The sequence below is a fragment of the Bifidobacterium catenulatum DSM 16992 = JCM 1194 = LMG 11043 genome, from assembly GCF_001025195.1.
Classification (GTDB): Bacteria; Actinomycetota; Actinomycetes; order Actinomycetales; family Bifidobacteriaceae; genus Bifidobacterium; species Bifidobacterium catenulatum.
The window spans coordinates 57957-74204 of the sequence record NZ_AP012325.1; the positions used below are offsets into that span (position 1 = coordinate 57957).

At 59.2% G+C, this 16248-nt stretch carries 9 protein-coding genes and 1 tRNA gene; 7 read left to right on the plus strand and 3 right to left on the minus strand.

Annotation, left to right across the window (positions count from 1 at the left end):
* Nucleotides 1-199 precede the first annotated feature (199 nt).
* Nucleotides 200-2635, plus strand: coding sequence for an HAD-IC family P-type ATPase (locus tag BBCT_RS00230; protein ID WP_003833639.1), 2436 nt, complete (start codon nt 200-202; stop codon nt 2633-2635).
* Between the two features lie 41 nt (nt 2636-2676).
* On the opposite strand, the gene BBCT_RS00235 is transcribed toward BBCT_RS00230, so the two are convergent.
* Nucleotides 2677-3687 carry an asparaginase gene (locus BBCT_RS00235; protein ID WP_003833641.1) on the minus strand — a complete coding sequence of 337 codons (1011 nt, stop codon included), beginning with the start codon at nt 3685-3687 and terminating at the stop codon, nt 2677-2679.
* 281 nt (nt 3688-3968) lie between these two features.
* Here BBCT_RS00235 and BBCT_RS00240 point away from each other — a divergent pair, with 281 nt between their 5' ends.
* From BBCT_RS00240 to yddG, 4 genes are all read left to right on the plus strand, one after another.
* Nucleotides 3969-5423 (plus strand): FAD-dependent oxidoreductase, encoded by a 1455-nt coding sequence (locus BBCT_RS00240; RefSeq protein WP_003833642.1) that lies wholly within the window; start codon nt 3969-3971, stop codon nt 5421-5423.
* A 294-nt stretch (nt 5424-5717) separates the two neighbouring features.
* On the plus strand, nt 5718-6818 hold the full coding sequence (gene htpX / locus BBCT_RS00245; protein WP_003833645.1) for a zinc metalloprotease HtpX: 1101 nt from the start codon (nt 5718-5720) through the stop codon (nt 6816-6818).
* A gap of 104 nt (nt 6819-6922) precedes the next feature.
* Nucleotides 6923-6996, plus strand: a tRNA-Gly gene (locus tag BBCT_RS00250).
* Between the two features lie 255 nt (nt 6997-7251).
* A complete protein-coding gene (yddG, locus tag BBCT_RS00255) occupies nt 7252-8220 on the plus strand; it encodes an aromatic amino acid DMT transporter YddG (RefSeq protein ID WP_231858064.1) in 969 nt (322 codons plus the stop codon).
* A 142-nt stretch (nt 8221-8362) separates the two neighbouring features.
* Here the strand turns inward: yddG and BBCT_RS00260 are convergent, their stop codons facing one another.
* Together BBCT_RS00260 and BBCT_RS00265 are read right to left on the minus strand one after the other, a co-directional pair.
* A complete protein-coding gene (locus BBCT_RS00260) occupies nt 8363-10687 on the minus strand; it encodes a YhgE/Pip domain-containing protein (protein WP_003833650.1) in 2325 nt (774 codons plus the stop codon).
* Between the two features lie 2 nt (nt 10688-10689).
* Nucleotides 10690-13389 carry a YhgE/Pip domain-containing protein gene (locus BBCT_RS00265; RefSeq protein ID WP_003833652.1) on the minus strand — a complete coding sequence of 900 codons (2700 nt, stop codon included), beginning with the start codon at nt 13387-13389 and terminating at the stop codon, nt 10690-10692.
* A gap of 308 nt (nt 13390-13697) precedes the next feature.
* Between BBCT_RS00265 and fbaA the strand changes: the two genes are divergently transcribed.
* Nucleotides 13698-14765, plus strand: coding sequence for a class II fructose-bisphosphate aldolase (gene fbaA, locus BBCT_RS00270; RefSeq protein WP_033512850.1), 1068 nt, complete (start codon nt 13698-13700; stop codon nt 14763-14765).
* Between the two features lie 185 nt (nt 14766-14950).
* The gene (locus BBCT_RS00275; protein ID WP_003833657.1) at nt 14951-16237 is read left to right on the plus strand and encodes an adenylosuccinate synthase; all 1287 of its coding nucleotides are present in this window, start codon (nt 14951-14953) and stop codon (nt 16235-16237) included.
* The last annotated feature ends 11 nt before the right edge of the window (nt 16238-16248 follow it).

Below are 16248 nucleotides of genomic sequence, written 5' to 3' on the forward strand. Positions count from 1 at the left end.
ACCAATAAAAGTTAAAAGCAGAAGCAGGACTGTGCGAACAATCGTACAGTCCTGCTTTTCTATTTTTGGCAATTGCGACACGAAAATCGCAAATGTTTGCTACGCTGGAAATATCTTTTTACGCCGTGTATCGATGGCTCGCGCGGGCGAGGCGCCGATGGGTTAACAAGGCGTCCGATACGAGCGTAAGGAGATTCTCATGCGTAGAATCATCGATATTTGCTGGCGACTGTGCAAGCAGGTTCCGTTATTGCCGATCACCATTCTGGCCGCGATTCCGTTGGCATTGCTGGGGGAGTGGAGGCCGTGGGGCGAGGCTGCGTGGGTTTCTCACGATTTGCATGCTGGCTTTGGTTGGCTGAGCGCGTTTAATCCGGGTGCTGGACAGTGGATAGTGATCGCGCTGGTCGCATACACGATTGTGGTGACGGTGCGTGGCATGATCGACGATCTGCGGCACGGCCATGTTGGCGTTGATCTGCTGGCGGTCGTTGCGATTGCGTCGACGGTTGCAGTGCAGGAGTATTGGGCCGCTTGGGCCGTGGTGCTGATGATCTCATCCGGCGAGGCGATCGAGGAATTCGCACAGTCGAAGGCCGAAAGCAACCTGACTGCGCTGATTGACGCGGCGCCCCGAACCGCGCACGTGGTTGCGCTGCCGGGAGTGCGCGGGCATGTGCATGCGACAGGCAGCGAGCATACGGCCGACGTGACAGCCGACGGATTCCGTGCCGTCAGAATGTCCGATTCTGCAGAAACGGACAACCAAGACGGTGGGAAGCATGATTATGTGTCCGAATCTCCAGAATCGGACACAAAAGATGCTTCGCAAACGTATGATGCGGCTGGAGAGCGCTTCGAAACGGTCCCCGTCGATCAAGTGCGGCTCGGCGACGTGATTCTGGTTCTGCCTGGCGAAACAGTGCCTGTCGACGGCGAGTTGCTGTCGGGTGTGGCCACGCTGGACCTGAGCAACATCAACGGCGAGCCTGTGCCGCGTGAAGTGTATGCGGGCGCTCGCGTGATGTCTGGCGCAGTCAATGGCTCGACCACGTTGACCATGCGTGCCACGCAACTTGCGCAGGATTCGCAGTATCAGAAGATTCTCGAGCTGGTTTCGTCGGCGCAAGAGTCGCGCCCCGCTGTCGTGAAGACCGCGGATATGCTTGCAGTGCCGTTTACCGTGCTTTCGCTTGCGATTGCTGGGATTGCATGGGCGGTTTCCGGATTGCCGCTGCGATTTGCGCAGGTGCTGGTTCTCGCCACGCCTTGCCCGCTTCTGATTGCCGCACCGGTTGCGTATGTGGCTGGAACAGGGCGTCTTGCCAAAGCGGGAATCCTGATTAAAGCACAGGACGTGTTGGAAAATCTAGGTCGCGTATCGCATATTTTCTTCGATAAAACCGGCACGCTTACCGTCAAGCAACCGCAGGTCGTGCGCGTGGAGAAGCCGTTCGAAACGAGTTCGCCGTTCAACGAAGACCATATTCTCATGATGGCCGGTGTGGTGGAAAGTTACTCGGTGCACATTCTGTCGAAAGGCATTGCGGCGGCCGGGCGCAAGGCCATGAACGACTTGTACGCGCGGTATACGTCGGGGCAGCGGTTGTGCGCTGAGCGTGATCTGTCTGGGCATGGGCGCGACTATCCGGTGGTGAAGAACATTGTGGAGGATTCAGGCAAAGGTGTTTCCGGCGAAGTGAATGGGCATCGGGTGCGTGTGGGGCGTTTTGCGTATGTGACGGCTGACGGATCCGGATTCATGCCGGTCCTGCATGCGTCGGGTGAACGCTACGTGTCCGATTCTGCCGAATCGGACACTCTAGGAGTGCGAGACGGAATGTCTGACGATGCGCAGCCTACAGTTGTAACCCCCTTCATCACCCCTTCCGCTGAGGCGTCGCAGACGACGCCCGTCCGCAAGTCCGAAACCGCAAACTCGCTGTTCGCTCCGCTTGCGCCGGACGAGATGGCCGCATACGTGGCGATTGACGGCAAACTGGCCGCCCGCATCGTGCTTCGCGACGTGCCCCGTGCGAATGCGAAACGTTCCTTGGCCCGTCTGCATGAGCTTGGTATCAAGGAGCTGTCCATGCTTACCGGCGACAAGGCCGCGTCCGCTCGCATCATCGCAAATGAGGTCGGTATCGATGACGTGCAATCTGAGCTGTTCCCTGAAGATAAGGTTGCCGCTGTTAAGAACGCCACCGAGTCCACGCATCAAAACCAGTCCATGCCCGCCCGCATCATGCGGCGTATAACTGGCGAATCCAGGAATCGCCAAGTCACCATGATGGTCGGCGACGGCGTCAACGATGCTCCTGTACTTGCAGTCGCCGACATCGGCATGGCCATGACCGACGGCACGTCCACCGCAGCTTCCGAATCCGCGCAAGTGGTCATCATGAATGATGATATCGCCTCTGTGCCGCGTGCCATCGCCATCGCACGCCGTACGAAAAACGTGATGCTTCAGGCGGTGTTGATCGGTCTCAGCCTCGCCATCATCGGCATGGTCGCAGCCGCATTCAACCTGATTCCCGTGGTCGTTGGCGCATTCATGCAGGAGGTTATCGACGTGGTCAGCATTCTGTGGGCGCTCACTGTGCTTTTCGACCGCGGCGAATCCGCGTGATTGCGGGGAGTGGTGTCATGCGCGGCGTTTTGGGGAAGCGTTTACAACGAGCTTGGCGAGATTTCTCCAGCGATCGACACGCGCATCCACTTGCCAAAGTCGGCTCCGGTCACGCCTTGCGACAGCAGGAACATGATTTTCGCATACGCGGCTTCCAGCGTCATATCACCGGATCCGATCGCGCCGGCACGAGCGATCGCATCTCCCGTCTCGTAATGGCCGAGCAGCACTTCCGCCTGCTGACATTGCGACGCGATCACAACGGGAACATCGTCATGCAGCACGTCGGCAATCACGTCGGTCAATCCCGGTTCGTTGCTCGGCACATTGCCGACGCCGTACGCGCGCAGCAATACCGCTTCCGGATGCGGCGTAAGCATCGCTTCCAATCGCGCCGCGGAAATGCCGGGCGCCATATCAATCACAGCAACATCGTGACGGGAGTAAGGCTGAGGTGACGTCCAGCCGCAACCGACTGAAGCAACATCGTCTGCATACCAGTGCCATGGCATGCCCGTACGAGCCAGCGGTCCGACGGAAGGCGCCGAAAATCCTTCAAACGCCCAACTCGACGACTTGCTCACGCGATTTCCGGCAAACAGGTGATGTCCAAAAAACAGTCCCACACCGTGGAATCGTCCGCTCATCGCGGCGTTCAGCGCGCCCGTGACATTCGCAATGGCATCCGATTCGATTTTACCGAGCGGATGCTGCGAGCCCGTGAAAATCACCGGCTTGCCGAAATCGGCCAGTGCATACGAAATCGCGGCGCTCGAATAGCTCATCGTGTCGGTGCCATGCAGCACCACGAACGCGTCGGCATCATCGTGATGCGCACGCAAGTCATCAACCATCGTCTGCCAATTGTCAGGCGTCGCGTTCGACGAGTCGATAAGCGGATTAAGTTCGGTGAACGTGAACAGGCTTGCGTCCATGTGCGCGTCCTCCAGCAGGCGGAACAGCCATCCGCGAGTGTCGGCTCCCGGAATTAGGCCGTTCGGAGAGTCAATCATGCCGATGGTGCCGCCGGTATATGTGATGTGAATGCGCATTGCCACCTTCTTACGATTGCTTGGTACTTGATAAGTACTTGCTTGCGATTGCGGGATGGACGAATTCCGATATTTCGGATTCCTACATCCCGCGATTCTGCGACTACTTGTGATTGTACGTGCATCTGCCGCGCTCATCGCGTACGATTAATGCGGCCACACGTTGGATTCATCTGGATTCAGTGCAAACACCAACGCCAGTGCGCACAAGGCGAAGAAGTCGTAAGAAAGTGCATAAGCACCCCTGTCGCAAATGCAGGGAATGCATTAGGCTAGAGCGCGTGACTGAAACTAATGAACTTCGTATTGCTGTAATCGGTGCCGGCCCTGCAGGCGTCTACTCCTCTGACATTTTCCTGCGCCAGTTGAAGAAGCTCGGCGAGGGGCTTGGCCTCGGCACTGCCGCGCGCATCGACCTGTTCGAAAAGCTGCCTGTGCCGTTCGGCCTGGTGCGCTACGGAGTGGCCCCCGACCACCCGTCCATCAAATTCATCGCGTCAGCGCTCGAAAAGACGCTCGACAACCCCGACATCCACCTATATTGCGACGTGGAATTCGGCAAGGATGTGACCCTCGACGAGCTGCTTGAGCGTTACGATGCCGTGCTGTTCGCCACCGGTGCCGTTGAAGACAAGCCGCTTGGACTGCCGGGCGCCGACCTGGATGGCGTGTATGGCGCAGCCAAGTTTGTGGAATGGTACGACGGTTATCCGACCGGCGCTCGCGAGTGGCCGCTCGACGCTGAGGAAGTCGCCGTGATCGGCGGTGGCAACGTGGCCATGGATGTGGCGCGCGAACTCATGCGCAATGCCGACGATCTGAAGGAACGCACTGACATTCCAGACAATGTGTACGAGGGTGTCAAGGCGAACAAGGCTCGCGTGCTGCACCTGTTCATCCGCCGCGGTGTGGCGCAAGCCAAGTTCTCCGTACAGGAATTGCGTGAGATGGAGAAGCTGCCGGGAGTGCAGCTGATCATTAACGAAGACGATTTCGATTTGGATGAAGACACGATTGAAGAGGCCGGCAAAGACAAGCTGACCCGTCAGATGGTCGAAGAGCTGTTCACGATTCGTGAGATGGCGGAAGACATGGAAGATGACGGTGACGTGGATTACGAGGGTAATACGGCTGATCGCAAGTATTATGTGCACTTCAATTCCGCGCCGGTCGAAGTGCTGGGCGAGGACGGCAAGGTCGTTGGCATTCGCGTGGAGAAGACCGAAACGTCGGCTGACGGCAAGATGAGCCGCACCGGCGAATTCGAGGAGTATCCGGTGCAGGCCGTGTACCATGCGATCGGCTACAAGCCGGCCACCGCGCCGGGCATCGCGTACGACGATCGTCACGCGCATCTGGCGAACGCGAACGGTGACGGACGCATCACCACGACCGCTTCGGCCGAGGACGGCGCGCAGGTGCGTGAACGTCTGTATGCCACCGGTTGGGCTAAGCGCGGCCCGGTCGGACTGATCGGCTCCACCAAGTCCGACGCGCTGCTCATCGTCACCAACATGCTGGAGGATCTGTCCAAGGCAGCCGAAGGTGGTCGTGTGGCGGCGGACCGAGATCCGGAATCCATCGACCGTTTGCTGGCCTCCCGTGGAGTCAAGCCGATTGACTTCGCCGGTTGGAAGAAGGTCGACACGTTCGAACGTGCCGAAGGTGCGAAGGAAGGTCGCGAGCATAAGAAGGTCATCGACCCGGAGCAGATGCGCGCTCTGGCCCATGCGTGAGACGGTCCGAATCTGACGGGTTGATTGCTTGATGCCATTCTTGGCGTGACGCCTTGCGTGTCCGATTCTGCAGAAACGGACACGCAAGGCGTTTTTTATCCTGTACTTGTCCGCTTCTGGTGAATCGGACATGTAATGTGCGCGAAGGACCTGCTGCTTGTCCGTTTCGCCAGAATCGGACATCCGGGAGAAGCTGAGCGTGCGAACTTCCGCAACTGCCCCTAGTCCTTCCCACGGCCCAGTCTCCAGCGCATATCCAGCAAAAACTCAGACTCCGTTTCTACGCTGGTGCCCATGAACGGCAAATTGCAGGTGCATGGCCATTGCAATGGCTTGAAGACAACGCTGTTATTCGCGTTGATGTGGGGCGTCATCATGCTCATTTGGTGGGCGACCGGTGGCAGCCAGAGTACGCTCGGATTCTACATTCTCATCGGTCTGGGATCGACGTTTGCCTCCTACTGGTTTTCCGACAGGCTGGCGATCGCCAGCATGCACGCGCAGGAAGTCAGCGAGCAGGAAGCGCCGGTACTGTACAAAATCGTGCGCGAACTGTCGGCGAAGGCGGGCAAACCTATGCCACGTATTTATATCGCCCCAACCATGAGTCCCAATGCGTTCGCAACGGGACGCAATGAACGTCATGCGGCGGTCTGCTGCACACAGGGCATTCTGCAGATGCTCAACGAACGCGAAATCCGCGGCGTTCTCGGTCATGAGCTTATGCACGTGTACAATCACGACATCCTGACATCCGCGATTGCGTCCGCCATGGCCACCGTCATCTCGTATCTCGGATATTCGCTCATGTATTTCGGCGGCGGCCGTTCCCGTGACGACCGCGAAGGTTCCGATTCCGGTGGCTTGGGATTGCTGGGTGTGCTGTTGAGTACGATTCTTGCGCCAATTGCCGCTTCGCTTATTCAGATGGCGATTTCGCGTACGCGAGAATATGATGCTGACGAAGATGGTTCCATGCTTACGGAGGATCCGGAGGCGCTCGCTTCCGCGTTGAACAAGATTTCCGGCGGTGCGGCCGCGATGCCGATGAAGAAGACCGCGGGAACGCAGTCGGTGGCTGCGATGATGATCGCCAATCCGTTTTCGGCGGAAGGTTTCTCCAAGCTGTTTTCTACGCACCCGCCGACCTCGGATCGCATTGCGCGGCTGATGCAGATGGGGCAGGAGATGCGTCAGCAGGGCGTGCAGTCCGGATATTTGGCCGGTGGCTATGCCACGAGCGGCGTTGCGGCGGCGGATATTCGGCAAGGCGGACGTTCTGCGATGGCTGGTGCCGGTGGGCCGCAATTTGGAACGCAGTATGGATCCGCGCATGATTCGGGCGGCTCGGCTGGCAGATATTCTCGCGACTATTCGCAGCGGCCGCGTGGTTGAGTCTCCGTGATATTGCGGAAAATTGGTATCGCATGTCGGTCTGTGTCCGCATACGCATCCGTTGCGTGCTAAACTGAAGTTTCGTGCCCAAAAGGCACAACCTTGCGGATGTAGTTCATCGGTAGAACGAAAGCTTCCCAAGCTTTAAAGGCGGGTTCGACTCCCGTCATCCGCTCCATTCGAAACCCTTGGAATCGTTGGAATTCCAAGGGTTTTTCTATTGCCGTAAAAGACCCGTGAAATCAACTTCGCGCCGCGCAACTGTCGGTTGCGTCGCAAAATTCGGTTGCGAATCGCAATGCAGCCGAAAGATGGTGGCGTGGAATGCGACGTTTATGACAAGCTGCTGATGCTTTGCGGCATCGCAGGTTGCAGGAGTGTCCGATTCTGCAGAATCGGACACTCGTGGAGGGCGATGGGTAGGCTGGAGCCCGTGAACACGAACCAGAAGTCCCCCTCCGATTCCGGCGCAAACCACCCCACCGGCAACTCCTGCAATCCGCTACTCGGCCATGCCACATCACACGCGGCGACACTTATCGGCCTGTTCGCAATCGTCCTGTGGGGCTTCATGGCCGGCCTCGTGCGACTCGTTTCCGAATCGTTCGGAGCCACGCTCGGTTCGGCGCTCGTCTACACCGTCGGTGGTGTCATGCTGTTCATTGTGCGCCGTCCGAAACCAATCCGCGAAGCGCCACGCAAGTACCTCATCGCAGGCGGACTCATGTTCATCGCATACGAGGCGTCAATCTCGCTGTCGATCGGTCTGGCCACAACGAACGCGCAATCCGTGGAAGTCAGCCTTGTCAACTACTTGTGGCCAACGCTGCTGGTGCTGATGACCGCAGCGGTATCGCACAAACGTGGTGCGGTCGCCAAAGCGATTCCTGGCGCGGTGATCGCAACCATCGGTGTGGCGATGGCGGTTGGCGGAGAAAGCCTTGATATGCAGGAAGCGGTCCACAATATCGCCAGTAACCCCCTACCGTATGTGCTCGCGTTTGTTGGCGCCTTTATTTGGGCGATTTATGCGACTTTTACGCCGTCGTTGTCCGGCGGTTACGACGGCACGACGATTTTCTTCTGTTGTGTGGCCGTTGTACTGTGGACCATCCATTTCGTTTCGGGAGACGGTTTGCCGGACACGGCGCCCGGCATCGGTGGATATGCTGCGCTGATTGCGTGCGCCGCTTCGATTTCGGGCGGCTACGCGTGCTGGGGATACGGCATGTTGCACGGCAGTATGGAAACGCTTGCGATTGGTTCGTACGCGACTCCGCTGTTTTCCACGGCTTCTAGCACGCTTCTGTTGGGCGTGGCGCTGGGCATGCCGTTCTGGATCGGTGTTGTGCTGGTGGTTGCCGGTTCTCTGATCAACGTGTGGTTTGCACGGTGCCGCTGATTGTCCGATTCTGCAGAATCGGACGTCTGAAGTGTAATGCGCCCATCTTGGTTGTCCGTTTCTCCCGAATCGGACTTCCAGACCGTGTACCAGCCGAAACCGATCTAAACCGGCTCAAACCAGCCCGTTCAAATCCGCCTCGTCACATCACCTTGGTGGACTCCAGATTGCGGCTCACCCAGTTGTTCAACCGGATCACCGGCTTGCGCAACACCAATCCCAGCAGCAGCGAAGGAATCAGGAACAAGGCGAGATACACCATATCAAGCAGGTACTCATTGCCGTACGATCCGGCCATCGCGGCGTGCATGGCATCGATGGCGTGCGGGAATGGTAGGAACGGGTAGAGCATTTGGAAGAACTTCGGCAGCGTCTCGATAGGGAACGTACCGCCCGAGCCGGCGACCTGCATCACCAGCAGCACCACAGCCACGGCCTTGCCGATATCGCCGAACGACACGGTCAGCGTATACACGATATTCGAGAACACGAGCGCGGCAAGCCACCCCACGGCAAGGAACTGCAGCGCATGATTCGCCTGTACGCCAAGGAAATACGTGTCACCCAGACAAACCAGTGTGCCCTGCAGCAACGCGAGCAGTGCGAAGATCGCGTACCGTCCGAAATACTCGTGGTCGAGGCGCAGTCCCCAACGTGAGGCGTTCCCCGGGCCGGACGGGCCGGCGATGCGCGGCAACGTGTCGCCCAAGCCCAGCACATGCGCCTTCTCGCGGTCCGAAATCGTCACTTTCAGCATGGCGCACAGGATGATCGCACCCACCCAGATTGACAGGATCGTATAGAACGGCGCCATGGCCGAACCGTAGTTCGCGATCGGGTACACCGAGACGCGATGCAGTGCGACGGGCGCGGAAATCAGCGTGGACAGTGTGGACGCGTTGGCGGTGGCCAGTGCACGTAGTTCGTCCGATTCACCCGAATCGGACGAACTGGCGTCGTTGTCACCGTCGCCACCATCGCTGTTGCCGTCACCGGCGTTCCCGCCCGTCTCCAGCTTCGTGATCAGCTCCTTCACCGTCGCTGCCGACGAGTCGAGTTTCTTCGCGATCGCGCCGAGCGTGGAACGGATGGACGTCACATTCGTCCCCACATCGCCCGTCACATCGTCCAGATCGTCGGCGGTGCCGCTCAGCTGGGTGATTATGCTGTCGGTTTGGGAGATCAGCGTGCTGACTGTGGAGGCGAGCGCGTCGATTTTCGGCTTGACGTTCGTGGCGTAATCGTCGCGCACATTGCTGATCGACTGCTTCGCGGAGGTGATGCGGTTCAGGATCTCCTTGCGGGAGCTTTCCGCGGCTGCGGTATCCTGCGTGACCTGCGTGGAAGCGTCTTTCAGCTGCTGCGCGAGCTTCTGCGAATCGCCTTTGGCGGCTTCCAGCAGAGTGATCTCCCGGTCGATGGCTTCCAGCAGCGCCTGTTTCGCGGAATCACTGTCCGGTAGTTGTTCCACCGATTCGCGCATGTGGTTGAGGCTTGTGATGTACGTGTCGTACAGCGATTCGCCGCTGGAGACTTGTTCGCTCAACGTTGTCAACTGGCTGGCTGCGGTGTCTGAGCCCTTGCCGATCGCGTCGAACGCCTTGTTCACCTTGGCAGCTACTTGGTCGAACGCGCCTGACACCTGGTCGAGCGCGGTGTTCACCGAGGAGGTGACGTTCGCACCTGCCGAAGTGAGCGACGTGGCACCTGATTTGCCTTGCTTCAACGCGTTCTGGGCCTGTTTGCCCGCCTTGGTCGCCGAGGCGAGCAGTTTGCCCGTGGAATCCACGATGTCGTTCGCCGAGCCGAGCAGCTGCGAATACGACGTCACCTGCTGCGATGCGCCGCTCAGCGTATCCGCCGTGGTGGTGAGATTGCCGTTGAGGTTGCGCATGTATTCGGCCATTTGCGGGCTTTGCGAATAGTGTAGGATGCTTGAGGCCAGGTCGAGTCCGACTTGCGCAATCGTTTTGGCGAAGGTTTTGTCGATCGTGTTGACCACGGTTGTCGCGCCCTGATCGGTGATATGCGGGGCGATCGGGTTGATTTTCTCGTTCAGATAGTACTTGAGCTGCGCGTGTTTGATGTCGGGGGAGAACAGCGTCATCATGTCGGCGCTGAAACCTTTCGGAATTACGATTGCCGCATAGTATTCGCCGGATTTCACCCCGTCGATTGCCTTGTCGCTTTTCACGAACTGCCAGTCCAGCTGGTCGTTGGCGTGCAGTGTGCTGATGATGGTTTCGCCCACGTTGACGCGCACCGGTATGAGATCCGACTTGTAACCCTTGTCGTTATTGGCCACGGCGACCTTCAATGCCTTGGTGTTGCCGTAGGGGTCCCAGCTGGCCGCGATGTTGAACCAGGCGTACAGCGCCGGCACCACCACCAGACCCATCGAGACGATCACGGCGATCACGTTGCGGGTGGCGTGGCACATGTCCCGCTTGAAGATGCCCCAGATCATTTTCACTGTTCGTTCCCCTCCTCACGCAGACTCCTGCCAGCATTTCCGTCCGTGTTTCCAGCCGCATGTTCAGGCGCATGTCCGGCTGAACCACCATGCGCAGCCTCATACAGCCTCGTACGTACGGCATGCATCGGCTTGTAATGCATGCCCGGCCGGAACAGCAGGTTCTCGTTCAGGATCGCACTGCGGAACTCTTCCGCACTCATCGCTTCCTCGCCCAGATAATTCGCATACCGTTCGCGCAGATACTCCACCACGATGAGATACGTGTCGATGGCGATGATCGAAATGATCCAACCGAGCAGCATGGCGAGCTTCATGCGCGTGATGAATAGCAACAGCAGGAACACGAACGGCAGTACCGCCAGCGCGAGGAATCCCCAACGCACCAGGCGCGGGTACAGGCGGAAGAAATGAATCGCCCGTCTGCGGGCGAGTTCGGGGAACTCCTCGGCGATCTGCTGCGCGGTCTCGGTGAGCCGCAACGGTTCCACCGTGCCTTCGTTATGTTCGGTGATCATCAGATCAGTGTCTGCCAGACGGTTGTCGAACAGGCGGTTGAGGTTCAACGCCAGCTTGCGGACCACCAAGCCGATGAACAGCGCCACAGGCAGATACCAGAACAGCGAGAGCATGTCGATCCAATAATGGTTGGCATACATGCCGCCGATCGGCCCGCGCATCGCGTTGATGCCGTAGGTGAACGGTAGGAACGGTTTCAGACGGCGGAAGAATTCCGGCATCATCTCGATGGGGTAGAGACCTGCCGCACCCGGAATCTGGATGATCACCAGAATCACGGCGACGGCCTTGCCGATATGCCGGAACGCCACGGCGAGCGCGTAAATGATGTTCACGTAGACGAACGAGGCGAAAATGCCGGCGAGGATGAACAGGAACGGATGCTCGCATTGGATGCCCAGCGCGAGATCGCCGATCGTGGCGATGATCGCCTGCAGGAATCCGACCGTGACGAACAGCAGCCAACGGCCCATATAGCCTTGGCGTGGCGTGTACATGCGGATCTTCTCATCGCGGTCCACTTCAAGCTTGTAGATCGCGACGAGCACGAATCCGCCGACCCACAGCGCAAGATTCGTGTAGAACGGTGTGACCGCGGAACCATAGTTTTTGACCGGGTAGAGGACCTGTTCGTCCAAATGCACCGGCTCGCCCACGAACGAGCCGATCTCACTCGCGTCAAGTCCGAGCGCTTGGGAAAGCTGCTGGAACATCGCCGAACTGCTCAACGCGGCCACATCGGTGCGCGTGGTGTTGAGCTGTTTGGCGAGATTGGCGAGCTGCGTCTGCGTGCCAGCAATGGTGGTGTTCGTTTGGGTCACGGTGCGCGACAACTGGTCGAGCAGCCCGTTGCCCTGTTCCAGCGTGCTTTGCAGCGTGGTAAGCGTGCCGGACAGCGACCCATTGGCCAGGCTGAGTGTATCGAGCCCGGTGTTGAGATTCGGCATGACCGTGCCGGTGATGGTCGTGCGTGCGCTCGCCATCGACGCCGTGCCGTTCTTCGCCAGCGTGGTGACATCGTCGTTAAACCCGTTCGCGGTGTTCTTCCCCGCGTTGATCGCATCCGTGGTGTCCTGATCGAAGGCGTCGATGCGCTGCTGCTGGAACGTCAGCTGTTTGCGGGCTTCGGCGAGCTGCGCGGAAAGATCCTTATACGTTTGGCTGTTCGGATCCAGCTGGCTGGCCTGCAACGCCTTCTCCACGCCGTCGAGCACATTGCCGGTGGTGGTGTTGACGTGATGCATGGTACTGGACACTTGGTCGAGCGCGTCCTGCGTAGTGTTCAGTCCGCTGAGCACGGTGCCGGTGGCATTGCTCACGTTGACCTGCAGGCCGGACAGTTGCGTGCTGCCGTTGTCGAGCGCTCCGACCAGCGTGTTCGAGAATCGTTCGGTTTGTGTGCGCGTCTCGCTCAGCAAGTCGGACGCCTTGCCGACGGTGTCAAGCGAGTTGGTGATTTCCGAGGCGAGCGCGATGTTGGACTGTTTGGCCGAATCGATGGTGGTGAGGGCCTTGTCGAGCGTGGAACGGGTGTCGCGCAGCTGCTGTTGGACGGTTTCGAGCTGGTTGATGGTGTCGGTCAGATCGTTGACGACGTCGCTTTGCGCGTTTTTCACGCTGTCGGTGGTTTCTCCCGCTGCCTCCTTCACTTCCTTTGCCACGGCGTCGGCCACGCTGGAAACGAAAGTGGTGTTGATCTGCTCGTCGATCGTGGTCGCGCCCGTATCGGTGATTTTCGGTGCGATCGCGTTCAGCTTTTCGTTGATGTAGTACGTGATCGACGGTCGGTCGCCTTTACCGGTGACGGTGCCGATTAGTCTGGAGCTGAAGTCTTCCGGCAGTACGATCGCCGCATAGTATTTGCCGGATTCCACGCCTTCGATGGCTTGCTGCTTGGGAACGAAACGCCAGCCGAGCTGATGGTTCTTCTTAAGCTGGTTGACGGTCTGCTGGCCAGCGTCGAGATGGCCGACCAGCGTGGAGGTTGTGCCCTTGTCCTCGTTCGCCACAGCGACTTGGATGTTGCCCGTGTTCGCGTACGGGTCCCAGTTGGCGAGGATATTGCACCATGCGTACAGTGATGGGATGATGGCCACACCCAGCGTGACGACGAGCGCCACGGGGTTCTTCAGAATGCGTTTCACGTCTCGAAGGAAGATGGCGAAAACCTGGTGCATCAAGCCTCCTCGTGGGTATTGGTCGCAACATCTACGTGCGGCGGCATGCCCGTGCGGGAATACCCGGTTGGGCTCTTCGTCGCGCGATCCGGTGGATATTCTATGACTTCCGATGGAACGATCGCAATGGTTTCGCCATGTTTATTGGTCGGTCCCGCAAGTGTCGGGATATGAGACGAAAACGCTCGGCATATGGCCCTAGTGGGGCGGGTGACCTGGATATGGAGCGGACGGTCGGGAAAGCGGAAAGGAAAGATGGCGAATGTTGTCACATGACAAGTGGGATAGGGTTGGGCGATAATGGAGGCATGACTATTGCAACGCCGGAACGTTATGCGCAAATGCTGGACGCCGCACGCCGCGGCGGTTACGCCTATCCCGCGATCAATGTGACCAGCACGCAGACCTTGAACGCCGCACTTCAGGGTTTCGCCGAGGCGGAATCCGATGGCATCATCCAAGTCTCCGTAGGCGGCGCCGCCTACTTCTCCGGGCAACGCGTCAACGACCGCGTCACCGGCTCGCTTGCCTTCGCAGCCTTCGCGCACGAAGTCGCGGCGAAATACCCCAACATCACCATCGCCCTGCACACCGACCACTGCGCCAAACAGTATTTGGACGAATGGGTGCGCCCCCTGCTCGACCATGAAGTCGAACAGGTGAAGCACGGTCAGGAACCGACCTTCCAGTCACACATGTGGGACGGTTCCACAGTGCCGCTGGGCGAAAACCTCGACATCGCAGAAGAACTGCTCGACAAATCCCAAGCCGCGCACACCGTGCTGGAAATCGAAATCGGCGCGGTCGGCGGCGAAGAAGACGGGCACAGCGCCAAAATCAATGACAAACTGTATTCCACGCCCGCGCAAGGCATCGCCGTCGCGCAACGACTCGGCCTCGGCGAGCGCGGACGCTACATGGCCGCCTTCACCTTCGGCAACGTGCACGGCGCATACAAACCGGGCGTGGTGAAACTGCGCCCCGAACTGCTCGACGAAATCCAGACCACGGTCGCGCTCGCGATCAAGGCCGGCGAAATGCCCGCCCCCGCGCACTCGCTGGATGTCGCTCCCGGTAAGCCGTTCGCCCTGGTGTTCCACGGCGGTTCCGGCTCCGCGCCGGAGGAGATCGCGCAGGCCGTGAGCTACGGCGTGGTGAAGATGAACATCGACACCGATACGCAGTACGCATTCAGCCGTGCGGTGGCCGGTCACATGTTCTCCAACTATGATTCGGTGCTCAAAATCGACGGTGAGGTGGGCAACAAGAAGCTGTACGATCCGCGATCCTGGGGTCGTGAAGCTGAATCTGCGATGGCCGCGCGTGTGGTCGAAGCATGCAAGCAGCTCGGCAGTGCCGGGCGCGCGCTGAACTAGCCAACGGTCTTTCGAACTGTTTTCGGGCGTTTTCTGGTCTGTTTTTCGGACCGGTTGCAATCCGATTACGGTCGGTCCGGAGCCGTGAGCATCCCCCAGACACGGTAGAGGGTGAAGAGTAACCTTTGTAAGGCTTTAGGCGCAAGGCTTAAGGCAGAATCGCGTACGCACGGAGGTGCAACAATATGCCTGGAATTGTTTTGATCGGTGCCCAGTGGGGAGACGAGGGCAAAGGCAAGGCAACGGATCTGATCGGCACGAAGGTCGACTACGTCGCCCGCTTCAACGGCGGCAACAACGCGGGCCATACCGTGGTGGTCGGCGACGAATCGTATGCGTTGCACCTGCTGCCCTCCGGCATCATCAGCCCGAACGTGACCCCCGTGATCGGCAACGGCGTCGTCGTCGATCCCGAAGTGCTGTTCGAGGAGATCGATGGTCTTGAAAGCCGTGGCGTGGACTGCTCCCGACTGCTGGTGAGCGAAGCCGCGCACGTGATCGCGCCGTACCATCGCACGCTCGACAAGGTGACCGAACGCTTCCTTGGCAAGCATAAGATCGGCACCACCGGCCGCGGCATCGGTCCGGCCTACGCGGACAAGATCAACCGCGTCGGCATCCGCGTACACGACCTGTTCAACGCCGAACATCTGCATGACAAGGTCGAGGCGAGCCTGCATCAGAAGAATCAGATGCTCGTCAAGCTGTACAACCGTCGTCCGATCGACGTGGACGAGACTACCGACGAGCTGCTCAAGCTCGGCGAACGTCTGAAGCCGTACGTGGCCAACACCTCGCTGGTGCTCAATAAGGCACTTGACGAAGGCAAGACCGTGCTGTTCGAAGGCGGCCAGGCCACCATGCTCGACGTGGATCACGGCACGTATCCGTTCGTCACATCCTCCAACCCGACCGCCGGCGGCGCATGCACCGGTACTGGTGTCGGCCCGACCAAGATCACCCGCGTGATCGGCGTTTCCAAAGCGTACGTGACCCGCGTAGGCGAGGGTCCGTTCCCGACCGAGCTGTTCGGCGAGGAAGGCGAATGGCTGCGAGCCCAGGGCCACGAGTACGGCGTTACCACCGGCCGTCCGCGTCGTTGCGGCTGGTTCGATGCGGTCGTCAATCGTTATGCGGCTCAGGTCAACGGCCTGACCGACATCGTGCTCACCAAGCTCGACGTGCTTACCGGCCTGAAGGAAATCCCGTTGTGCGTGGCCTATGATGTCAACGGCGAACGCCGCGACGATATGCCTACCGATCAGTCCGAATTCGCGGCGGCGAAACCAATCTACGAATCCATGCCGGGTTGGGACGAGGATATTTCCCAAATCCACGACTTCAATGATCTGCCGAAGACCTGTCAGGATTACGTCAAGCGTCTTGAGGATCTGTCCGGCTGCCGTATCTCCGTGATCGGCACCGGCCCACAGCGCGACCATGTCATCCAGATCAATTCGCTGGTCGACTGACCGTCGGCAAC

Coding starts and splice junctions, on each gene's coding strand:
- BBCT_RS00230 (WP_003833639.1), top strand. CDS start 200: ATGCGTAGAATCATCGATATTTGCTGGCGACTGTGCAAGCAGGTTCCG.
- BBCT_RS00235 (WP_003833641.1), bottom strand. CDS start 3,687: ATGCGCATTCACATCACATATACCGGCGGCACCATCGGCATGATTGAC.
- htpX (WP_003833645.1), top strand. CDS start 5,718: ATGAACGGCAAATTGCAGGTGCATGGCCATTGCAATGGCTTGAAGACA.
- BBCT_RS00260 (WP_003833650.1), bottom strand. CDS start 10,687: ATGATCTGGGGCATCTTCAAGCGGGACATGTGCCACGCCACCCGCAAC.
- BBCT_RS00265 (WP_003833652.1), bottom strand. CDS start 13,389: ATGCACCAGGTTTTCGCCATCTTCCTTCGAGACGTGAAACGCATTCTG.
- fbaA (WP_033512850.1), top strand. CDS start 13,698: ATGACTATTGCAACGCCGGAACGTTATGCGCAAATGCTGGACGCCGCA.
- BBCT_RS00275 (WP_003833657.1), top strand. CDS start 14,951: ATGCCTGGAATTGTTTTGATCGGTGCCCAGTGGGGAGACGAGGGCAAA.